Origin of the sequence: Sulfurimonas sp. (assembly GCF_019429335.1) — a bacterium.
Taxonomy (GTDB): Bacteria; Campylobacterota; Campylobacteria; order Campylobacterales; family Sulfurimonadaceae; genus Sulfurimonas.
Map to the genome: position 1 here is coordinate 18,847 of NZ_JAHYJB010000007.1, position 20,405 is coordinate 39,251.

Here is a 20,405-nt window from a genome sequence, read left to right on the forward strand (position 1 = left end):
GTGTAAAACCCTTTGCAGAAGAAGCAAAACCGCCCTTTGTCTAATATAAAAGGGCGGAAGTGTTTTTTTAAAAAATGCTCTAAACTACTGAAGTAGTCTTAAAACATTCTGCTGAACTGCGTTAGCCTGACTCATAGCATATGAACCAGATTGAGCCAAGATATTGTGCTTTGCAAATGTAGCAGACTCAGCCGCAAAGTCAACATCACGGATTTGAGACTCAGCCGCACTAACATTCACCTGTGTAACAGAAATGTTTCTAACGTTTGACTCTAGTTTATTTTGAGCCGCACCAAGCGTAGATCTAAGCGTATCAACAAGTACAATACCAGCATCAGCTGAAGCTATAGCAGTTTCTGCACCAGCTTGAGTAGTTACATTAAGAGCATTCACGCCCAGAGTTGCAGAATCAGCCGCAGTAATAGTTACTGATGTTGTTTCATTAGTATATGCACCTGTATGAAATGTAAACATACCTGCAGTTCCACCTGTCGCATCAAGAAGATTTTGACCGTTAAATGAAGTTCTGCTAGCTATATCATCAAGTTGCCCTATTAAAGCATCAACTTCATCTTGGATATAAGCTCTTGTATCTGCAGTTTGAGTATCATTGGCTGCTTGAACAGAAAGAGTTCTAACTCTTTTTAGTATGTTCCCTGTCTCCTCCAAAGCACCATCCGCAGTCTGAATAAGACCGATACCGTCATTAGAGTTTCTAATCGCTTGACCAAGTCCACTTGATTGAGCAGAGAGTTGATTTGCAATTGCAAGACCCGCCGCATCATCAGCCGCTTTATTAATTCTTAAACCTGAAGAGAGAGCCGTTAAGCTTTTGTCAAGTCCAACATTGTTTTTTGTAGCATACATGTGCGCATTCATCGCACCTACGTTTGTGTTAATTCTAAATCCCATAATAAATCCTTTTCGGGTAGAGCCTTACGCCCCAGTTAAATTTTTATCTCGGCTTCCTTGCCTTGATGTTAACTAGATCGACAGCAAAAAAAATAACTTTAACAAATTTATGAAATTTTTTTAAAAAGATACTATTTTTACAATTTATACTTTTTTTGCTACACTTCCAAACTTAAAAATAACTACACTATATATAATGTATAGCGCAATAGGAAAACTATTTGAACTTAATTATCGTCGAATCACCCGCTAAAGCCAAGACCATTAAAAACTTTCTCGGCAAAGATTATGAGGTCATCGCCTCAAAAGGTCATATACGGGACCTTCCAAAATCCCGTTTTGGGATTAGCATAGATGAGGAGAACCATCTTGTTCCCGCTTATAGTGTTGCAAAAGAGAACGCCGCAATCGTTAAAGAGATAAACGCTTTGGCAAAAAAGAGTGAGACCATATACATCGCGACCGATGAGGACCGCGAGGGTGAAGCAATCGGATGGCATATAGCCCATGCAATCAAAAGAGACCCAGAGACACTTCCGCGCATCGTTTTTCACGAGATAACCAAAACTGCTATAAACCACGCTTTGGAGAATGCTCGCAAAATAGATATAAACATGGTAAATGCTCAGCAGGCACGCCGTATACTTGACCGTGTTGTGGGTTATAAACTCTCTCCGCTCCTTAGCTCAAAAATCCAAAAAGGGCTCTCGGCAGGACGTGTTCAATCATCAGCACTCAAACTCGTTGTTGACAGAGAACGTGAGATAAAAGCTTTTGTTCCAGAGGAGTACTGGACAATAGATACGCTCTTTAAAAAAGATATAGAGGCGACTCTAATCTCTCACAATAATGAGAAACTCTCAAAACTCTCCATCACAAACAAAAAACAGGCCGATGAGATAGCAGAGAGCGTAAAAGCTGACTCGTTTGTCATTACAAAGATTGAGACAAAAGAGAGAAAAAGCTCGACACCTCCGCCGTTTATGACATCAACTCTTCAGCAGACCGCATCAAGCAAACTAGGATTTACTCCTAAAAAAACAATGATGGTCGCTCAAGCTCTTTATGAGGGTGTAAAAACTCCAAGCGGCACTTCTGGTGTCATCACATACATGAGAACAGACTCGCTAAACTTGGCTCATGAAGCAGTCAGTGCGGTTCGCGGTGTAATAGAGAGCAGATTTGGCAAAAAATATCTCCCAGATGAGCCTAAGGTTTACATCAAAAAAGCAAAAGGCGCGCAAGAGGCTCACGAAGCAATCCGCCCTACAATGCTGCAGTTTACACCAGAGGTGGCGCAAAGCTTTTTAAAGCCTGACGAGATAAAACTTTACCGCCTTATTTACGAAAGATTTATGGCATGTCAGATGAATGATGCAATTTTTGAACAGCAGAGCATCCTCTTTAGCGGAAAAAATAACGAATACAGGGCAATCGGACGTAAACTTACGTTTGATGGTTTTTACGCGCTAACAGGAGCAGAAGACAAAGACAAACTCTTACCTGCTCTTAAAGAGGGCGAAGCCGCAGATATACAAAAAATAAGCCAAGAGCAGCACTTTACTGAGCCTCCTGCTCGTTATTCCGAAGCAGCGCTTATCAAAAAACTTGAGGCAGAGGGGATAGGAAGACCTTCAACATACGCTCCAACCATTGCAACTCTTAGCAATAGAACATATGTGACCATTGAGAAAAAGCAGATTATCCCTACAGAGATGGCGTTTACCGTTACGGAGATTTTAGAGAAAAACTTTGCAAATATCGTTGATGTCTCTTTTACGGCAAATATGGAAGAGAAGCTTGACGAAGTGGCAGAGGGAGAGAATGATTGGCAAAAGCTTTTAAGCGATTTCTATTTCCCGTTTTTAGAGCAGGTTGAAGAGGGCAAAACAAATATTCTATCGCTTAAAACAGCAAAACCTCTAGGTCGTGCTTGTCCTAAATGCGGGGAGGAGCTTCTTCTCCGCTCTGGAAGATTCGGAGAGTTTATAGCTTGCAGCGGCTTTCCAAAGTGTAAATACACGGAACAGGTAGAGAGCGAAGGCAAAGAGGAGAGTGAGAAATCAAACTCTGAGCCGAGCGATGAAATATGCGACAAATGTGGCAAGGAGATGGTTGTTAAAAACGGAAGAAACGGTCCATTTTTGGCATGCAGCGGCTATCCTGATTGTAAAAACACAAAGAGCCTGAATGTCGAAGAGAAGGTAAGCCTTACTCCATGCCCTGACTGCGGCGGCAAAATAAGCCTAAAGAACTCAAGACGCGGTCCGTTTTGGGGGTGTGAAAACTATCCTAAATGTAAGTTCATATCAAAATTTGAACCATCAACCATAAAATGTAAAGAGAAGGGTTGTGATGGCGCTTTGGCAAAAAGGGTTTACAGAGGCAAAGAGGTCTATGAGTGTATCAAGTGTAAAACAAGAACGCCCGCAGAAGAGATAAACTAAGAAGCAGTCATGAAAATAGGCATCATCTCAGACACTCACACCAAGGTAAAGAAGGCAAAAAGAGCCATTGACATCTTGATTAAAGACGGTGCTAACTTTATTATTCACGCAGGCGATATTGTAGAGGTTGAGATTCTTGAGTATCTAAAGAAGACAGGAATCAGATACGTAGCGGTTTATGGCAACAATGATGCTCATCTAGCAGAGCATCACGCCAGATTCAATCTTGTTCAGGAGCCCTACTATTTTAAGCTATCGGGCACAACGTTTAAGCTTATGCACCTTCCGTTTTACATGTTGGGCGATGCGGATGTGGTAATATTCGGCCACACGCACAAAGCCTACGTAGACTTTGTAGACAATACGCTCTTTTTGAACTCTGGAGAGATATGCGCCAGAAACAAGGCTCTCTCTGAGTGGTCGATGCTAGAGCTAAAGAGCGAACACTATTTGGTAACCAACTATACAAGAGCCAATAAAAGCGAAGAGATTAAAAAAGAAGAGATTGAGCACATGAGGCAGCGCAGTGAGTAAAGAGATATTTTTATGCTCGATATGCAACATAAACAGCGGTACATGTAACGAAGATTGCAAATTCTGCTCTCAAAGCGTAAGATACAAAGCAGACATTGAGCGTTATAGACAAAAAGATATAGCTCTTATCCTAAAAGAGGCTAAAGCAGCCTATGAGAGCGGTGCCTTGGGATTTTGTTTAGTTACAGCGGATAAAGGGCTAAACGATAAAACTCTTCTCTTTGTCTGCTCTGTCGCTGAAGTTTTGACAAAAGAGGTTCCCCAGCTTCGTCTTATCGCCTGCAACGGAACGGCAACAATTGAGCAGCTTTTAACTCTAAAGGCAGCGGGAATAAAAGCATATAACCACAATCTTGAAACCTCAAAAGAGTTCTATAAAGAGATATGCACAACCCACTCATGGCAAGAGCGTTATGATACATGTCAAAATGTAAACGAAGCGGGGTTAGTTCTTATAAGCGGCGGTATTTTCGGCCTTGGAGAGAGCAAAGAGGATAGAATAGCGATGCTTGAATCTTTAAAATCGCTAAATCCGACATCGGTTCCTATTAATTTTTACCATCATAATGAAGCACTACAACTTCAACCAAACCCGCTTGATGTGGACGAGGCTCTCTCTCTTATCAAGCTTACAAGAGAGATGATTCCAAATGCGCAGAGAATAATGGTAGCAGGCGGGCGGGAGCTGATGTTTGGAGAGAGACAAAATGAGATATTTAAGTTCGGAGCCAACTCTATCGTGATAGGAAACTACCTAACTACAAGCGGTCGCGCAATGGAGAAAGATTTGGAGATGTTAAAACATCTTGGGCTTTGTGTAGCAAAAGCGGTAAAATAAAAAATTATCAAAAGAGGGTATAATATACTACGATTCTGATATTTTAGGAGCTTTGGATGTCCCGTTCTGTTTTACTTCAACTTGCCAGAGACTCTATACAAGAGGTATTAGAAGCAAGCAGAACAATAGATAAAGAGCATCTTTTAGAGCAATATCCGCTGCTTGGCGAGAAAATAGCCACTACTCTAAATATCTATTTAAACTTCGAGCTAAGAGGCTCATCATCAACTAAAACTCCATTGAACTCTCTGCTTGAAGATATAGTAAAAAATGCAAAAAAAGCGGCATTTGAAGATAAAAACTCCTCGCCGATAACCACCTCAGAGTATCTGCATTGCGAGATTGAGCTGATTTTGGCAACCGAGGATGGAGAGATGAGCGAAAGAGACAAGGCTATAATCAAATAATAACAGCCCGCTAGTTGTGATTCTTCTGGATATAACATGCGATTGCGTATCCGTGGTTTAACCCGAGAGCTATGCTACCGCCAGACTCTTGTGTTATATCTCCCGCTACAAAAAGTCCGCTAATATTTGTCTCATAATTCTCATCATGAACAGGCTTGCCGCCCTCCTCTTTTATGCCAGAACTTGCCAAAAACGCACTTGGCGTAGTGCCGCCGATTGCATAAACAACTCTCTCAAAAGTACGGGGCTCTATATTGTTAAAGAGAACTTTGACTAGTCCCTCGTCACTCTCAAGCGAGACGATATCTATCCCTAAAATAGGCTCAACATCCTTATTCATTATCGCGTTTGCAATATCTCGCTGGTTTGTAGGGTTTGCGCGTCCGAAAGTCTCTCTTCGGTAGCAGATGCAAACCTCATTTTTGGCGCTTAAATCAACCGCATACTCGATTGCGCTGTCTCCGCCACCGACAACTAAAACCTTCTCACCGCCCACACAGCCATCAAGCGTATGTCCTACCCTGCTTTTTATATCTAGCGGTATCTTGTACTCAGGTTTATTAGGCTTGCCCATTCTCCCTATTGTTACTACGACATACTTTGCCATAATGGTGCCGCCTGCAACAAAAACTTCAAACAACCCGTCTCTTTTCTCTATCTTTTGAACCTCGGTATGAGTTTTAAGTTCCACAGAGTGGTTCGCCAAAATCTCATCAAAGAAATCGAGTGTAGTCTCTTTTGTTCCGTCAACAAAGTAGATTCTGCCATCAAGCTCTACTTTTTGACCCTTCCAATCCTTGTCTACTCTTTTGTTATCCTTGTAATATTTGCGTATCGTAGAGTTGTGATTTTGGTCTTTTTCAAGTAAAACAATATCCTTGATGCCCTGCAGATAACTCTCAACCGCCGTTGCAATCCCAGCAGGACCGGCGCCTATTATCGCAAGATTGTAGACATGACTCATAATAAATCCTTATAATTAATTGGATATATTTTAACATAATAAGATGAATATGTTTTATATTATATTTGATGTTACGCACCAAAACTGACACTTTACGCTCTTTTTTACGAAAGTGCGCAAGGTAGGCTATAATTCGAAAACCAAATCTTTTATCGGGAAAAGCCATGCCTCGCATTGACAGCCAAAAATTCTACTCCTCTGCCATAGACAAATACGGCATTACGGCAAAAGGTGTAAACTGGCACTCAAAAGAGTCTCAAAAGATGAGATTTGACATTATTTTAGATATGTTGCCCCATAAGATAAGCAGATACAGCATCGCCGATGCGGGCTGCGGTTTTGGGGATTTGTATCTCTACATGTTAAAAAAGAAAAGAGCCCCAAAAGAGTACATCGGCATAGACTCTCTCAGCGACATGTACTCCATTGCAAGTGATAGAACGGGCTGTGAGATAGTTATAGTAGATATCTGCAAAGAGAAACTTCCTGCTGCTGATTATTATGTCTGCAGCGGTGCGATGAATGTTTTAGAGGAGTTTGAAACGCATCTCTTTATGCGCAACTGTTTTAACGCCTGCAGAGTCGGTTTTATATTTAACGTGCTTCACGGAGATAAGAAAAGCGAAACGTACAACTACCTGACAACAGCGCAGATAGAGCAGATGGCAAAAGAGCTGGGTGTTAAAAAAGTAATTTTTCGGGATGACTACATGCAAGACGATATAACTGCTCTTTTTCTAAAAGAGTCTATCTGATGTGCGCTGTTTTTGGTATTTTAGGCGAATATGACGCCAATACTGCAAGGGTTGCTCTTGGCAAACTTGCCCACAGAGGACCAGACTTTTGCGGTGTAGTTGAGAGAGAAAATCTCTTTTTTGCGCATCAGCGTCTTGGCATAACCGACACACACTCCCGCTCAAACCAGCCGCTCTCCCATGAGAAGATTCTGCTCTCGTTTAACGGAGAGATTTACAACTTTAAAGAGTTAAAAAATGAGCTAAAAGATGGGTTTGATTTTAAAACCCAGAGCGATAGCGAGGTTATCATTGCGGCGTATCTGAAATGGGGAGTCGGTTTCGTCTCTCATCTGCGCGGTATGTTTGCAATCGCACTGCTTGATGATGGCACACTCTACCTTTTTCGCGACAGGCTGGGCAAAAAGCCGCTATTTTACCTTCATGGCAACGCATTTGTCTTCGCTTCTGAGATAAAAGCGCTTATACCGTTTTTGCAAAAAATAGAGATGGATGAGGATGCACTTCTTAGCTACCTCTCATATCTGGCACCGACTCCGCCCTTTACTTTCTTCAAAAACATTAAAAAGTTAGCGGCAGGAGAGTATCTTACCTTTAAAGAGGGGCGCGTAGAAGTGAGGCAATATTTTGACCTGCTTGACACTAAGCCAAACCTCATCACAGACAAAGACGAAGCTGTTTTCATGTTGGAAAAAATACTTGAGGAGTCTGTTGGCTTGAGGCTTAACGCAGATGTTCCAATAGCATCCCTGCTCTCAGGCGGAATAGACAGCGCGCTTATAAATGCTTTTGCCTTAAAGGGCGGAGTAAAATTGCAGACATATACTTTGGGATACAAAAATTTTGCAAAGTACGACGAGAGACAAAATGCAAAAGAGAGTGCAGAGTTTTTAGGGGTCTCTAACATAGAGGTCGAGATATCGCAAAACGAGTTTATTGACGCCAGCGATAGAGTTTTAGAGACAATGGATGAGCCGCTAAACGACCCTGCGGCTGTTCCGCTTTACCTCCTTTTTGAGCATATTAAAAAAGACGGTTATAAGGTGGTCTTAAGCGGAGAGGGGAGCGATGAGCTCTTTTTGGGATATAGGCAATATTTTGAATTTTTGGATGTGCAGTCGCTTAGTAAGCTTAAAAACAAAAACTGGCTAAGCAACTATTTCCACTCAAACTTCTCTATGAACAGGGAGTGGGAACGCTACAAGAGGGTTTTTGACGACACGCTTTTGTTTCGTACAACAGGAGAGAGCTTTACCGATTTGCAAAAAAATATGGCGTTGCGAAGAAATGTCAGAGACAACGAGTCACTCAAATATATAAAAAAGTATCGTGACAGATTTGAGGCTTCTTCACATACAGACGAGAGTATCTGGTACAGCTATATTGATATCCATATTTTTCAGGCAGAGCACTTTTTAACAAAACTTGACCGCGTCAGCATGGCACACAGCATTGAGTCGCGCACACCTTTTTTAGACCATAAGTTTGCATCTGCCCTCTTTAGCATCGACCCAAAACTCCGCTACGAGGATGGCGTTACAAAATCACTTTTAAAGTCCATTGCAAAACCATATCTTGATGAAAAGATTCTCTCACGCAAAAAGAAGGGATTCTCGAATCCCTACATGGAGTATCTCATTGAGAGCAAAAGGATAGAGCTTATAAGAGAGGTAAACGACAAAAGTGGGATATTTAAAAAAACAGCGATTGAGGAGTATATAAATAAAGCCTCAAGCGGAGGCTTTAAACAGCATGTATGGGGACTTTATGTCCTTAGTGTTTGGATTAAAAAGTATCTTCTCTAAACTTCAACTTTGAGTGAACTAATGGGGATAAACTGCGAAATCTCAGGGTCGTAATACTCTATCTCTCCGCTCTCAATATCATAAATCCAGCCATGAATCGCAATTTCATCACTATCAACTCTTTTTTTTACCGATGGGTATGTCAAGAGATTTTCAAGCTGGGAAATTACGGATAGCTTCTCTGTAAGGCGATATAAAACTTCTTTGTCAGCATTTAAACCCAAAGCAAGTATTGCTTGCGATTTTGCACTCTCTCCGAGGGTGAGCCATGTTCTTGTATGGACTAGTTCTGGATTGTCACTGAAGCTTTTATCATGAATAGCCTCTATTGCACCGCACTTTGTGTGTCCACACACTATAATATTTTTTACGTTTAGCACACTCACGGCATACTCAATAGCTGAAGCGGTCGAGTGAAAATCTTCATCAGGTCTATAAGGGGCTACAAAATTGCCGATGTTTCTGATGACAAACAGATCTCCAGGAGCGCTGTTTGTCATCAAATCGGGTACAACTCTTGAGTCTGAACAGCCTATATAGAGCGCTTTTGGCGTCTGCCCTTTTTTTGCAAGCTCCAAAAACTTTTTCTCATGAGCTTTAAAATAACTTTTACGAAAGAGTTCGTTTCCTTGAATAATATTGTCATGAGTCATCTGCAAACCTTTCGAGTTTTAAAACAAAATTGTACCCAAAGAAAAAGAATTTAAATTTGTGCTATTTTTCTCGCACTCAAAAAGAGATAATCCTTCCCCGTTACCACTGCTCTGTACTTTTTTTGCTGAAGATACTTTTTGCAGAAGTGTATATCTTTTAGAACAAGGCTAAGCTCGCTAAAGCTGTAGTTTGGAGCCTTTGCCCCATAAATCATCTCGCCGTCTATCCATCTGCAGTTTGGAAAACCGAGCAGCATTGCGCCGCCCTCTGCCAAGTAGTTTTGGTATATAGACATAAACGCGGCGTTAAAGGCGATGTTTGAACTCTGTAATGTACCGATGGAGATAATAAGGTCAAATCTTCCTAACTCCAGCTCACTAAGAGCGTTTATGTCATGACAAAAAAACTCGACATTTTCACAACGAGAGAACTCTTTTTTTGCAAACTCAATTGCCGAAGCGGAGTAGTCAATGCCCACAAACTCAACAGTGCTAAACTCTTCACATGTAAGCATCTCTTGTATCACTCTAAACTCATCACCGCGGTTTACTCCAAGATTTAAAACCCTCTTTTTGCCCTTGAAGTTTACAAACTCAAGCGCTTTTTTGTAGTGGTATAAAAAACTAAACTGTGCAGTTTTATCAATCGCAAAAAAGTCGCTCTGAGCGCCGTATTTTTCACTGCCGTTATCATCAGAGTTGTGAAAAGAGTTTTTAACATGTAGCTTTTGAAATCTTAAAATAGCTGCTGTTTCATCTTTTTTTATAGGAGTGAGCAGCCTCATAAAATAGAGCTGTGCCAAATCTGCAAAAGCCTTATATCCGATGGTTTGTATATCGGACTCTAAAACCTCAACCTTTAATATTTCACTGCCGTCTACATTTAGAGCTTCAAAAACAGCGAGTATCTCGTTTGAGGTTTTCCCTCTTAAGTTTATAATCATCTACTGTTTTACTGTGTTGTAAGAGCGGTCACCAGCATCCCCAAGCCCCGGAATAATAAACTTGTCGCTATTGAGCCTCTCGTCTATCTGCGCAATGTAGATATCTACGTCAGGGTATGCCTTACTTACTTTTTCCAAGCCCTCAGGCGAACCAATGATATTTAGCGTGATTATTTTCAGCGGCTCTCTGCCTTTGATAAGCTCCAGCGCATCCATCATAGAACCGCCAGTTGCAACCATCGGATCAACCAAGATAACGGTTTTTCCCTTGCAATCCGGAAGCCTGTCATAGTATAAAACGCTCTTGTGCGTCGTCTCGTCCCTCTTCATAGCCAAAAATCCCGCAGATACTCCAGGCAGAAGGTCTACCGCGCTATCAAGCATAGGCATGCCGGCTCTTAAAACCGTTGCAACGACTATGTTATCCTCATCAATAACCTCATAACTCTCTTTGCCGCGCCATGTCGTTATGCTCTTTTGCCTTAAAACAGGCTCTTTTAGCGCTTCATACAGAAGCTGTTTCGTAAGTTCGCCGATAATATGTCTAAAGCGCAGAGCATCGCTGCTTTGGTCTCTTAGATGCATAATTAAAGTTTTTGTAACGGGATTTGACAATTCATAAACCATTTTATGCCCCTGAAATTTTACTAAATTGTACTATTGTAAATATTCAATAGCTCTTAATTTTTCATATCGTAAATAGTTTTATTCAGTGCCAAGAGCAGATAATCAATATCACTTATCTCTTGAGAAAAATGAATACTTATGCGAACCCATCCCGGTTTCTCCTCAGGATTGTGGTCATCTTCCAATCCCAAAAGATCATGTCCGTAGGGTCCTGCACATGAGCAGCCTGCTCGGGTTTGCAGACCGTTCTTGCTTGACATGCTTGAACATAGGCTATACGGATCGACTCCCCTTATATTGAAAGAGATAATTCCTATATTCTCCTCGTTCATATTTCCATAAATAGTACAGTCTGGAATTTTTAACAAACCATCCATAAGATGCTTCATCAGCCTGTTTTTCTCTTTTTTTATCCATGTAAACCCAATCTCGTTGCGAAGCTGATATGCCAGCGCCGCACGTATCAGCTGTAAAATAGGGGATGTTCCTGCATCCTCTCTAGACTCTTTTTCATCTACAAAGGTATGAGCAGTGCGGTCAACATACGAGACCGTGCCTCCGCCCGCAAACGATGGAGCAATACTTAAGTCTATAAGAGATTTCCTTATGACTAATATCCCGCATGAACCGGGACCTCCTATGAGTTTATGCGGGGAGAGAAACATGACGTCATATAGCGATGATGGAACATTCATATATGGTGATGATGCCGCCGCGTCAAAACAGACAACGGCACCATATTTACGAAGAAGCTCAGAGATTTTTTTATAAGGCGTTATGATACCGGTTACATTTGAAGCTATGCAAAATGCTCCTATCTTTTGCCTATGTTCGTTCTTTTTTAAAACATCCTCAAGCTCTTGTAAATCAACTACCCCCTCATCGCTAATTCCTATACGAACAATATCGCATAGTGCTTCGCGATAACTCACCTCATTTGAGTGGTGTTCATAAGGTCCTACTATTACCAAAGGGCGTGACTCGACACAGCTTTGAATATTGAATCTTTTGCGTGTTGCAGGCGGAATATATATCCCAAAAATCTCCTGAAATTTTTTTATGGCTGCCGTTGCTCCGCAGCCCGAAGGGAGTATCGCAAAATCTTGCTCAAGTTCTAAAGAGTTTTTTATATGTCTGCGTGCTTCTTTGTATAAAAGGTCTGTTTTTGCAGCCATTGAAGCCTCTTTTGAGTGCGTATTTGCATAAGTTCTCAGCACCTCCGCCATACGTTGTTCTATAACTTTATACGCTAACCCCGAAGCCGTATAATCAAAATAGTACTTTTTATGAACACCGATAATATTCTTTTTAATCTCATCTTTTAGCTCTTTTTTGCTGGCAAGAAGCGGTCTAAATATATCTTTACTCATAAATTATTCCGTAAGCATAATCATAAAAATTTTTGTAATGGCTCCCCTGATAACTCTCTACTATGCTCTCAACAACCCTAAATGTATCATCTGCTGCAAATTTTATCCCCGTTTTTCTCCCAAAACTGCTCTTATCTCCCTCTAAATTTCCACCTAAGACAAGCTCAAATCCTGAGACACTCTCGCCGTTCCTCTTCACTTTGCAACCTAAAAGCCCAATATCAACGATATGCGGATGAGCACATGAGTTTGGACATCCGTTGACGCTAAAAGATAGTTTCTCTTCAAAGTTTGGAAACCTTTTTTCCAAGTGTTCCACCAGTTTTGCAGCCAAATTTTTCGTCTCTGAAACTGCAAATTTACAAAAATTCATCCCCGTGCAGGAGAGCATTCTTGCCTTAAAAGGCGATGGATTTACATCTATACCCATCTCTTTTAATTTTTCTTCCACGACATGGATATTTTCACTCGGCAAATCTGTTATAACAAAATTCTGTGTCGCTGTCGCTCTAATGTTCGTGATATCATATTTTTTAGCTATCTTTAAAAACTTCTCAAGTCCATCGGCTCCTATTCTTCCGCCCTCTATTGCACAGCCGATATAGCTCCTCGCATCTTTTATGCTCTCATGTGCACCGAAGTGTTCCCTGTTTGCATAAGGAGTATATGACTGTGCCTCATCTTTTTTAATTGTAAACTCTATTTTTGGGTGCAGAATCTCTACAAACTTCTCCATACCTAATGAATCCAGCAGATGCCCAAGTCTTGCTCTGTTTCTGTTTTCTCTGTTGCCGTAATCTCTGTAAATCTCAGTAACCGCTTTAGTAACCGCTAAAATCTGATGAGATTCAATGGAGCCGATATATGAAGCAATGCGCTTGTTTGAAGCCAACCCTCCGCCGATGCTCACATCAAAGAGCACTTTGCCCTTAGCGCTTTTTTTTGCGTTAAAACTTAAATCCTGTATCTCATGAGAAGCGCACTGTTTAGAACAAGCGCTAATTCCAACTTTATATTTTCGTGGAAGATTAGAAATTTCTCTGTTAGCGTCAAAATAATTATAAACATCTTTTACTATAGCTTCTACATCATAAATCCGCTCTCTATCGACATCGCTTACAGGGCATGTAACTATATTTCTAGCAACATCTCCCGCCGCAAAAACAGTAGTTAATCCAGCCTCACTGAGGCGAGAAAAAATTGCGGGCAAATCTGCTACTTTAATAAAATGAAACTGCAAATCCTGTCTTGTCGTAAAGTCTGCCGTGCCTCTTGCATATTTTCGTGAAACTTCCTCAACTGCCTCAAGCCCTTTAATATCAAGCCTGCCGCCCTCTAGCTTGACTCTTAACATAAAGTAGAGCGTATTATCATTTTCATCTTGAAGATTCCGGTTTTGTGTATAAAGACCGTACCACTTAAATCTGTCTATATCTTCGGGGTCAACCTCTTCGCCACTTTTTGCATAGCGGTAGATATCTTTCAAAACATCCAAACCATTTTTTTCTTTTTTTATTCGCTCCACTCTTTGCGCTTTTGTCTCTTTTGACATGTTATTTTCCTAAAATATCTCTTTTGCTTCCCAATGAGGAAAATGTTTCCTTATAAGCGCATTTAGCTCTATCTCAAACTCTCCATATTCTGGAGCTTTAGTTTTTGAATCAGTTTGCGATTTTTGGGTAATCATCCCCGCTCCAACAGTATTGTTTGTGACTCTGTCTATGATTATAAAACTTCCCATTGCCTTATTCTTAATATATGGGTCATATGCCAAAGATGTTTCTAACTCCAATTGAGCATGCCCTATCTCATTAAGATTTAACAAATTCGCGCTTTGATGCTCTTGTGTATTCACATCCGTTTTATAGTAAAAACACTTGATGCTACCTGCAACTACAGATGAAGCGCGTTTTATCAAGTATGACTTATGTTTAAGCAGCGGTTCTTCACTCATCCAGACTATATTTACATCAAACGCATTTGCACTATCGGGCTGTTCATCACTCTTTACGATAGTATCACCGCGACTTATATCTATCTCATCTTCAAGAGTAAGCGTTATTGCTTGTTGTGCATAAGCGTACTCCAAGTTGCCATCATACGTAACAATCTCTTTTACTTTAGAGCTTTTTTTAGACGGTAATACGGTAATGTTGTCTCCAACGCTTATAATCCCTGAGGAGATTGTCCCGCAGTATCCTCTAAAGTCTAGGTTTGGTCTGTTTACGTACTGCACCGGCAATCTGAAATGAACCAAATCTCTGTCGCTTCCTATCTCTATATTTTCTAAAAGATGCAGAAGCGTCTCGCCTTTGTACCACGGTGTTTTTTGGCTTACATCAACAACATTGTCCCCGTTTAGTGCAGAGAGCGGAATAAGTGTAATATCCTCACTTAACTCTATATCCTTTGCGAAAGAGAGATACTCTTTTTTAATATTTTCATAAACATCCTCAGAAAAATCTATCAGATCCATCTTGTTTACGGCAACTACAATATGCTTAATTCCAAGCAGTTTTGCTATAAAAGAGTGTCTTTTCGTCTGTGTCTGAATTCCATATCTCGCATCGATGAGAATTATCGCCAAATCCGCCGTGCTCGCACCCGTTGCCATATTTCTCGTGTACTGCTCATGTCCTGGAGTATCTGCGATAATAAACTTTCGCTTGTCGGTTGTAAAGTATCTGTAGGCAACATCAATGGTAATCCCCTGCTCTCTCTCGCTCTGCAGACCATCAACTAGAAGTGATAAATCAAATTCATCGCCTGTTGTACCGCTCTTTTTACTATCTTTTTTAATAGCTGCCAGCTGATCTTCAAAAATCATCTTAGAGTCATGCAAAAGCCTGCCGATAAGCGTACTTTTACCGTCATCCACGCTTCCACATGTAATAAATCTGAGCAACTCTTTGTTCTCATGCTCTTTAAGATAACTCTCTATATCCGCTGCTATTTTTTTCTCTAATATTGACATCTTAAAAATACCCCTCCATTTTTTTCTTCTCCATTGAACCTGCCGAGTCATTATCAATAACACGACCTTGTCTCTCGCTTGTTTTTGTCAGAAGCATCTCTTGTATAATTTCCGGCAATGTTGTAGCACTTGATTCGACCGCACCGGTGAGAGGATAGCACCCCAAAGTTCTAAAACGAACCATCTCCTCTTTTATCTCTTCGCCCTCTTCGAGGGGCACTCTCTCATCATCAACCATTATCTTAATCCCGTCTTTTTGAACAATCGGTCTTTTTTTGGCAAAATAGAGCGGAACTATCGGGATATGCTCCAAGTAGATATATTGCCAGATATCAAGCTCCGTCCAGTTTGAGAGGGGAAAAACTCTTATAGATTCGCCCTTGTGGACGCGTGAATTATAGATACTCCATAGCTCAGGTCTCTGATTTTTAGGGTCCCATCTATGGTTTTTATCCCTAAAAGAGTAGATTCTCTCTTTTGCTCTGGACTTCTCCTCATCTCTCCTTGCTCCGCCAAATACTGCATCAAACTTATATTTGTTGAGTGCCTGTTTTAAACCCTCTGTTTTCATAATATCCGTGTGAACCGCCGAGCCGTGGACAAACGGGTTGATACTCTTCTCAACTCCCTCTGGGTTAGTATGAACAAGAAGCTCAAACCCCTCCTCCTTTGCCCTTTTATCCCTAAACTCAATCATCTCCTTAAACTTCCATCCGGTATCTACATGCAGAAGCGGAAACGGCAGTTTTGCAGGGAAAAAAGCCTTTAGTGCAAGATGGAGCATCACGGCAGAGTCTTTACCGACAGAGTACATCATCACTGGATTGTCAAACTCCGCGACTACTTCTCGCAGTATATGAATCGATTCGGCTTCAAGCTGTTTTAAATGTGTCAATCTCTTTGTGTCTATCACTTTGTCTCCTTTATGTGCAATCCACACTCTTTGTGTTCTGGGCTTTCCCACCACCACCTGCCGCTTCGTATATCCGCACCAACTTCTACGGCTCTCGTACAAGGCTCACACCCGATACTTGGATATCCTTCATCATGCAAGGCATTATATGGCACACCGTTTTCTTTAATGTAACTCCAAACATCACTCTCTTTCCACAAAATAAGCGGATTTAGTTTGATTACGCCGTTGCTCTCATCCCACTCTAATGGCTGCATCTCTTCTCTCGTCGGACTCTGTTCGGCTCTAAGCCCCGTAATCCAAACCTCAACCCCTTCTAGAGCTCTTTTAAGAGGTGCTATCTTTCTCACATAACAGCACTCTTTTCTATTCTCTATGGAGTCGTAAAATCCGTTGGCACCCTGCATATAGTAGAGCTTTTCTATATCTTTGCTCTCTGGAAAATAGACCCTTATTTTTATCCTATATTTTAAATTTGTTCTATCCATTACATCATAAGTCTGTTGCGGCAATCTTCCTGTGTCAAGCGTGAATATATAGGCATCTGGGTCTATCTTTAAAATCATGTCACTCAAAACCTGGTCTTCTGCCCCAAAGCTCGACGATAGCGCAATTTTACCACTGTATTTTTTTAAAAAATGCTCCAGCAGACCCTTGGCATCCAGATGCTTAAACTCTGCATTTAGTTTTTCTATCTTCTCTCTCATTATGTCCTCTTTCTAGATATGATAATCGTTAGCAGATGCTTTGTGTTTGCCAATCTCTATCTTGTTCCACACTCTCTCATGGTAGTAGTACAAAATCATTTTTGTAATAACCTCTATTGAGCCGATAGACGCCGCCATAACCAAGTTGCCCGTTATTATGTATGAGATTATCATCGTATCAACGGTACCAACCGTTCTCCATGATATTGTTTTGATAACCGATCTATACGCTTTTTCTTGCATCTTTACTACCTCCGAGTGAGCCTAAAACTATATTTATTGCATAATTCATAGTGACTCCAGCTCGATATTTCTGCTCTTCAGCAGCTCATAAAACTTGCACGCAAAACAGACTCCTCTTGTCGCTTCTGCAATTTTCCACACGTTCAAAAATCCAACCAGCAGATAAGCCACTGTTATCTCATTTAAAAGCTCTGCGCCAAGGGCCGCAAATAGAAGCGTCAAGCCGACATGTGAAGCAAACTCTTTTTCATTCTCATCAGTAAGCTTTTCTTTTGAACCTGTAATCTTGACTAAAAAGGTAGAGATTAAATATATAGGGCTCATCTGCGGCAACATATATATTCTAATTAAAAAGTCATAAACTAAAACATATAAAATTGCTACATTTGCGCTAATCATATAAGCACACATCAATACAACCAAAAGAGCGGCATGTATGCGACTCTGATTCTTGCAAAGAAGGTTTTTTATTTCATATCTAGTTTGTGACATGTTAATTTTTCTCCGTTTTCTAATTTATTTGACGAAAGTATAATCTGTTTCAGAAACAATGTCAAGTGATTTTGTTGTGTTATACTATATCATTTTAGTATGGATTATATATTTATCCAATAAATAGGGCTTTAGAGTGAGTAAAAAATTTATATTTAAATACGACTAAATCACTTTACATTATTTAAAAAAAAATGTATACTTCCTTTTGACATATCTTTAAACGGAGTTGCTATGCCACTAATATCCACCAAAGGAAGTTACGGTCTTGCCGCAATATGCGAACTAAGCAAACACAAAGAGGATTCTCCTATGCAGATAAGAGAGATAGCGCAAAATGCTAAAATCCCTCAAAACTATCTTGAGCAGCTGCTTGGAAAATTGAGACGCGCGGGGATTGTAAAAAGTGTAAGGGGTGCTAAAGGCGGCTATATTTTGGCGCGTGCTCCTGAAGATATAAAAGTCTTAGAGATATTAGTCGCACTAGAAGATGACCTTAAAATCGTTGATGCCAATACTGAGCATCCGATTATAAATCTATTTTTTGAAGATGCGAGAGAGAGCGTAAAAAATATTTTTGACATAAATATTACAAAGCTCACTAACTATCAGAATCAATTTTTAAACTACTCAATATAAAAGGAAAAACAGATGGGGTCTTGTCCTGTAAATTTTAAAAAAGTTGACCAAAACGTAGTCAGAATTATGGCGGGTTTGGTCTCTGCTATAGGGGTTATATTTATCATATCTCCGCAGCTCTGGCTTTTAGCAATTCTGCTCTATGACTTTTTAGTACGCTCTCTTAGCTACAAAAACGCAAGCCCTCTATTTCATCTGGCAAGACTTATCGCAAAAACGCTAGGGCTTAAAAAAGAGGATATAGATGCGGGACCTAAAGAGTTTGCCCTTAAAATGGGTTTTGTGTTTGTATTTATATCTTTTTTGATGTTTGCCTCAGGGGAAGTGGTTGTTGCTGCTCTAGTCGTTGCAGTCCTTGTAATCTGCGCATTTTTAGAGGTTGCGTTCAACTACTGCATAGGGTGTCAGATATATATACTTTTAAAAAGGTTTAAAAAACTTTTCTAAATGTATTATGCACAGAAACGAACGCGTCCGTTTCTGTGGCAGGGACATCTGTCCCTTGCAACCCCCTTATCATGGAGTATGCCATTGGTTAGCATACCTAAAAGCTACGAAAACTAGCGAAAGCGGTTTTTGCGAAGCAAAAAAGTTTCTTTAGTAAAAACAAGTTTTTCGAGATTCATAGATATTTTATGAACTTTTCTCTCTAAGAGAGGATGTGTCTTAACTGCATCGCATACCAAAGCACAATAAGATTTAAAATAAATATCATCATAGAACTGGCACGAGATACAATCTTTTGAACCATTGTACGCTCACTCTTGTGTGTCTTTAGCGCAATTCTCATATGAATAATCGTAAAGAGCGTTATAGCTCCTACATAAAAGAGCTTGTTGCTCATCATGTAGCCCAATGTTGATTCGTCTATATCGAGCGTTAGTACTGAGATAAGGTTGAAGTTAAAGAAGAGAAATGCCCCCGTACTTAGCAAAACCGCCAGCCAGAATGTTTCAAAATATCCATAAAGCGGCCCAAGATGTTCATATGTCTGCTCCTGCGCCTCTTTGCCTTTTAGAAGTATGCCAAGAGCAAACAGAAGCAGTGAGCCTCCTATCCAGGCAGTTGCCCCCAATATATGAACATAAAGCACTGCATCTACCATAAAATCCCCCAATGTCTGTTTTTTTATACCTCTTTTATAGCCATACGAAACGAACGGTTCTGCAACCTTAGGGTCATCGCACGCGAGATTTGACCCTAAGGTGAAGCCTAAGTGAGTAAGTATGGTTATAAAAATATCTGTTTTTCAATTATAGTGTAAAATACCGGCAAAAAAGAGGTCAAAATGCAAGAAGTAAAAATATGGCACAATCCAAAATGCTCAAAATCACGCGAAGCTATGGCGATACTCCAAGAGAACGGGTGCGAAGCAGAGGTGGTAAAATATTTAGAAGAGAAACCTGACACAAATAAGATAAAAACTATTTTAAAAATGCTCGGCATCAAGCCAAGAGAGCTGATGAGAACAAAAGAGGATATCTATCAAGAGCTCCATCTTATGGATGAGAAGAGTGACGAGGCTCTTATAGAAGCTATGGCAAAACATCCAAAACTAATAGAGCGCCCTATAATTATAAAGGGAAATATAGCGATTATAGGAAGACCTAGCGAGAGAATTGCCGAGTTTTTAAAGAACTAGGAGTTCTTCTTCTCTTTTTTAACCAAGTTGCACTCTTTTGTCGAGTATGGGCAGGTTTTAACTATACTCATCTCAAACTGCTCCTCTTCTATGCCGCTCTGCTTGCGCTCATAGTGGCGCATTGCGGCGCGAAATGCGGTGAGAACCATATTGGCGCTGTCCTGATACTCGGTTGAGATACGCTCAACCTGCTCACCTTCGGGTTTGGTTGTGTCAACCTTTGGAGCGGGAATTGCAGCATAGCTAGCCTGCAAATCTCTCTCCAATGACGATGTTATCTCTATCGCACCCTCAATCGTGTCACCCTTTATCATCTCTGTAAATAGTGAACCTAGAGTCGTAGTATCCTGCGTACCGTTTGTTCCAAACATTGCATCCAAGATGGTATGCTCATCTCTTTTTATATACAGAATAACATAACTCTTTGTACCGTGATCTATCCCCACCCCGACACAGTCCGCGTCTTCAAGCTTCCCGTAGTTTTCGGGCTGCATAAAATGTTTGCCGATTTCCGCTTCTAACTCTTTTTGTTCATTCAT

Annotated in this window: 23 protein-coding genes; 9 read left to right on the forward strand and 14 right to left on the reverse strand. The window is 40.6% G+C overall.

All coding sequences use genetic code 11. The features are described from left to right. Positions 1-84: 84 nt before the first annotated feature. The gene (locus K0A91_RS04310) at positions 85-912 is read right to left on the reverse strand and encodes a flagellin (RefSeq protein WP_295008496.1); all 828 of its coding nucleotides are present in this window, start codon (positions 910-912) and stop codon (positions 85-87) included. Between the two features lie 221 nt (positions 913-1,133). On the opposite strand from K0A91_RS04310, the gene topA reads away from it, so the two are divergent. Genes topA through K0A91_RS04330 form a run of 4 tightly spaced genes read left to right on the forward strand, consistent with a single transcriptional unit; the run spans position 1,134 to position 5,138 of the window. Next, entirely contained in the window at positions 1,134-3,359 is a 2,226-nt protein-coding gene (gene topA, locus K0A91_RS04315) for a type I DNA topoisomerase (RefSeq protein WP_295008498.1), read from the forward strand. Between the two features lie 9 nt (positions 3,360-3,368). Then, positions 3,369-3,893: a YfcE family phosphodiesterase gene (locus K0A91_RS04320; protein ID WP_295008500.1), complete on the forward strand. Its 525-nt coding sequence runs from the start codon at positions 3,369-3,371 to the stop codon at positions 3,891-3,893. Continuing rightward, positions 3,886-4,731, forward strand: a complete 846-nt coding sequence (locus K0A91_RS04325; protein WP_295008502.1) for a biotin synthase — start codon at positions 3,886-3,888, stop codon at positions 4,729-4,731. The genes K0A91_RS04320 and K0A91_RS04325 overlap by 8 nt, the downstream gene beginning before the upstream one ends. 56 nt (positions 4,732-4,787) lie before the next feature. Beyond that, on the forward strand, positions 4,788-5,138 hold the full coding sequence (locus K0A91_RS04330; protein WP_295008504.1) for an AMMECR1 domain-containing protein: 351 nt from the start codon (positions 4,788-4,790) through the stop codon (positions 5,136-5,138). A 10-nt stretch (positions 5,139-5,148) separates the two neighbouring features. On the opposite strand, the gene K0A91_RS04335 is transcribed toward K0A91_RS04330, so the two are convergent. Further along, positions 5,149-6,102, reverse strand: a complete 954-nt coding sequence (locus tag K0A91_RS04335; RefSeq protein ID WP_295008505.1) for an NAD(P)-binding domain-containing protein — start codon at positions 6,100-6,102, stop codon at positions 5,149-5,151. Between the two features lie 164 nt (positions 6,103-6,266). Here K0A91_RS04335 and K0A91_RS04340 point away from each other — a divergent pair, with 164 nt between their 5' ends. Both K0A91_RS04340 and asnB read left to right on the forward strand, forming a co-directional pair. Further along, positions 6,267-6,857: a class I SAM-dependent methyltransferase gene (locus K0A91_RS04340; protein ID WP_295008507.1), complete on the forward strand. Its 591-nt coding sequence runs from the start codon at positions 6,267-6,269 to the stop codon at positions 6,855-6,857. Next, entirely contained in the window at positions 6,857-8,662 is a 1,806-nt protein-coding gene (gene asnB / locus K0A91_RS04345; protein WP_295008509.1) for an asparagine synthase (glutamine-hydrolyzing), read from the forward strand. The genes K0A91_RS04340 and asnB overlap by 1 nt, the downstream gene beginning before the upstream one ends. On the opposite strand, the gene K0A91_RS04350 is transcribed toward asnB, so the two are convergent. From K0A91_RS04350 to K0A91_RS04395, 10 genes are read right to left on the reverse strand one after another with little or no spacing between them, the layout of a single operon-like run. After that, the gene (locus K0A91_RS04350; RefSeq protein WP_295008512.1) at positions 8,659-9,315 is read right to left on the reverse strand and encodes a carbonic anhydrase; all 657 of its coding nucleotides are present in this window, start codon (positions 9,313-9,315) and stop codon (positions 8,659-8,661) included. The genes asnB and K0A91_RS04350 overlap by 4 nt on opposite strands. A 50-nt stretch (positions 9,316-9,365) precedes the next feature. Beyond that, positions 9,366-10,259: a class I SAM-dependent methyltransferase gene (locus K0A91_RS04355; protein ID WP_295008514.1), complete on the reverse strand. Its 894-nt coding sequence runs from the start codon at positions 10,257-10,259 to the stop codon at positions 9,366-9,368. Continuing rightward, positions 10,260-10,886: a uracil phosphoribosyltransferase gene (gene upp / locus K0A91_RS04360; RefSeq protein ID WP_295008516.1), complete on the reverse strand. Its 627-nt coding sequence runs from the start codon at positions 10,884-10,886 to the stop codon at positions 10,260-10,262. Between the two features lie 53 nt (positions 10,887-10,939). Continuing rightward, entirely contained in the window at positions 10,940-12,256 is a 1,317-nt protein-coding gene (locus K0A91_RS04365) for an aminotransferase class V-fold PLP-dependent enzyme (protein ID WP_295008518.1), read from the reverse strand. Continuing rightward, a complete protein-coding gene (locus tag K0A91_RS04370; RefSeq protein WP_295008519.1) occupies positions 12,249-13,808 on the reverse strand; it encodes a nitrite/sulfite reductase in 1,560 nt (519 codons plus the stop codon). Before K0A91_RS04370 ends, K0A91_RS04365 begins: the two co-directional genes overlap by 8 nt. A 9-nt stretch (positions 13,809-13,817) precedes the next feature. Beyond that, on the reverse strand, positions 13,818-15,230 hold the full coding sequence (gene cysN / locus K0A91_RS04375) for a sulfate adenylyltransferase subunit CysN (protein ID WP_295008520.1): 1,413 nt from the start codon (positions 15,228-15,230) through the stop codon (positions 13,818-13,820). A gap of 1 nt (position 15,231) precedes the next feature. Continuing rightward, positions 15,232-16,143, reverse strand: coding sequence for a sulfate adenylyltransferase subunit CysD (gene cysD / locus K0A91_RS04380; protein WP_295008521.1), 912 nt, complete (start codon positions 16,141-16,143; stop codon positions 15,232-15,234). Further along, on the reverse strand, positions 16,140-16,850 hold the full coding sequence (locus tag K0A91_RS04385; RefSeq protein ID WP_295008522.1) for a phosphoadenylyl-sulfate reductase: 711 nt from the start codon (positions 16,848-16,850) through the stop codon (positions 16,140-16,142). The genes cysD and K0A91_RS04385 overlap by 4 nt, the downstream gene beginning before the upstream one ends. A 12-nt stretch (positions 16,851-16,862) precedes the next feature. Then, positions 16,863-17,093 (reverse strand): DUF2061 domain-containing protein, encoded by a 231-nt coding sequence (locus tag K0A91_RS04390; RefSeq protein ID WP_295008523.1) that lies wholly within the window; start codon positions 17,091-17,093, stop codon positions 16,863-16,865. A 45-nt stretch (positions 17,094-17,138) separates the two neighbouring features. Further along, positions 17,139-17,585 (reverse strand): DUF4395 domain-containing protein, encoded by a 447-nt coding sequence (locus K0A91_RS04395; RefSeq protein ID WP_295008524.1) that lies wholly within the window; start codon positions 17,583-17,585, stop codon positions 17,139-17,141. 234 nt (positions 17,586-17,819) lie between these two features. On the opposite strand from K0A91_RS04395, the gene K0A91_RS04400 reads away from it, so the two are divergent. Beyond that, on the forward strand, positions 17,820-18,224 hold the full coding sequence (locus K0A91_RS04400; protein ID WP_295008525.1) for an Rrf2 family transcriptional regulator: 405 nt from the start codon (positions 17,820-17,822) through the stop codon (positions 18,222-18,224). 12 nt (positions 18,225-18,236) lie between these two features. After that, positions 18,237-18,671, forward strand: a complete 435-nt coding sequence (locus K0A91_RS04405; RefSeq protein WP_295008526.1) for a DUF4395 domain-containing protein — start codon at positions 18,237-18,239, stop codon at positions 18,669-18,671. Between the two features lie 202 nt (positions 18,672-18,873). Here the strand turns inward: K0A91_RS04405 and K0A91_RS04410 are convergent, their stop codons facing one another. Continuing rightward, positions 18,874-19,329 (reverse strand): hypothetical protein, encoded by a 456-nt coding sequence (locus tag K0A91_RS04410; RefSeq protein ID WP_295008527.1) that lies wholly within the window; start codon positions 19,327-19,329, stop codon positions 18,874-18,876. A gap of 183 nt (positions 19,330-19,512) precedes the next feature. On the opposite strand from K0A91_RS04410, the gene arsC reads away from it, so the two are divergent. Beyond that, entirely contained in the window at positions 19,513-19,866 is a 354-nt protein-coding gene (gene arsC, locus K0A91_RS04415; protein WP_295008528.1) for an arsenate reductase (glutaredoxin), read from the forward strand. Here the strand turns inward: arsC and K0A91_RS04420 are convergent. Then, a complete protein-coding gene (locus K0A91_RS04420) occupies positions 19,863-20,405 on the reverse strand; it encodes an iron-sulfur cluster assembly scaffold protein (RefSeq protein WP_295008529.1) in 543 nt (180 codons plus the stop codon). The two genes, arsC and K0A91_RS04420, sit on opposite strands and share 4 nt — an antisense overlap.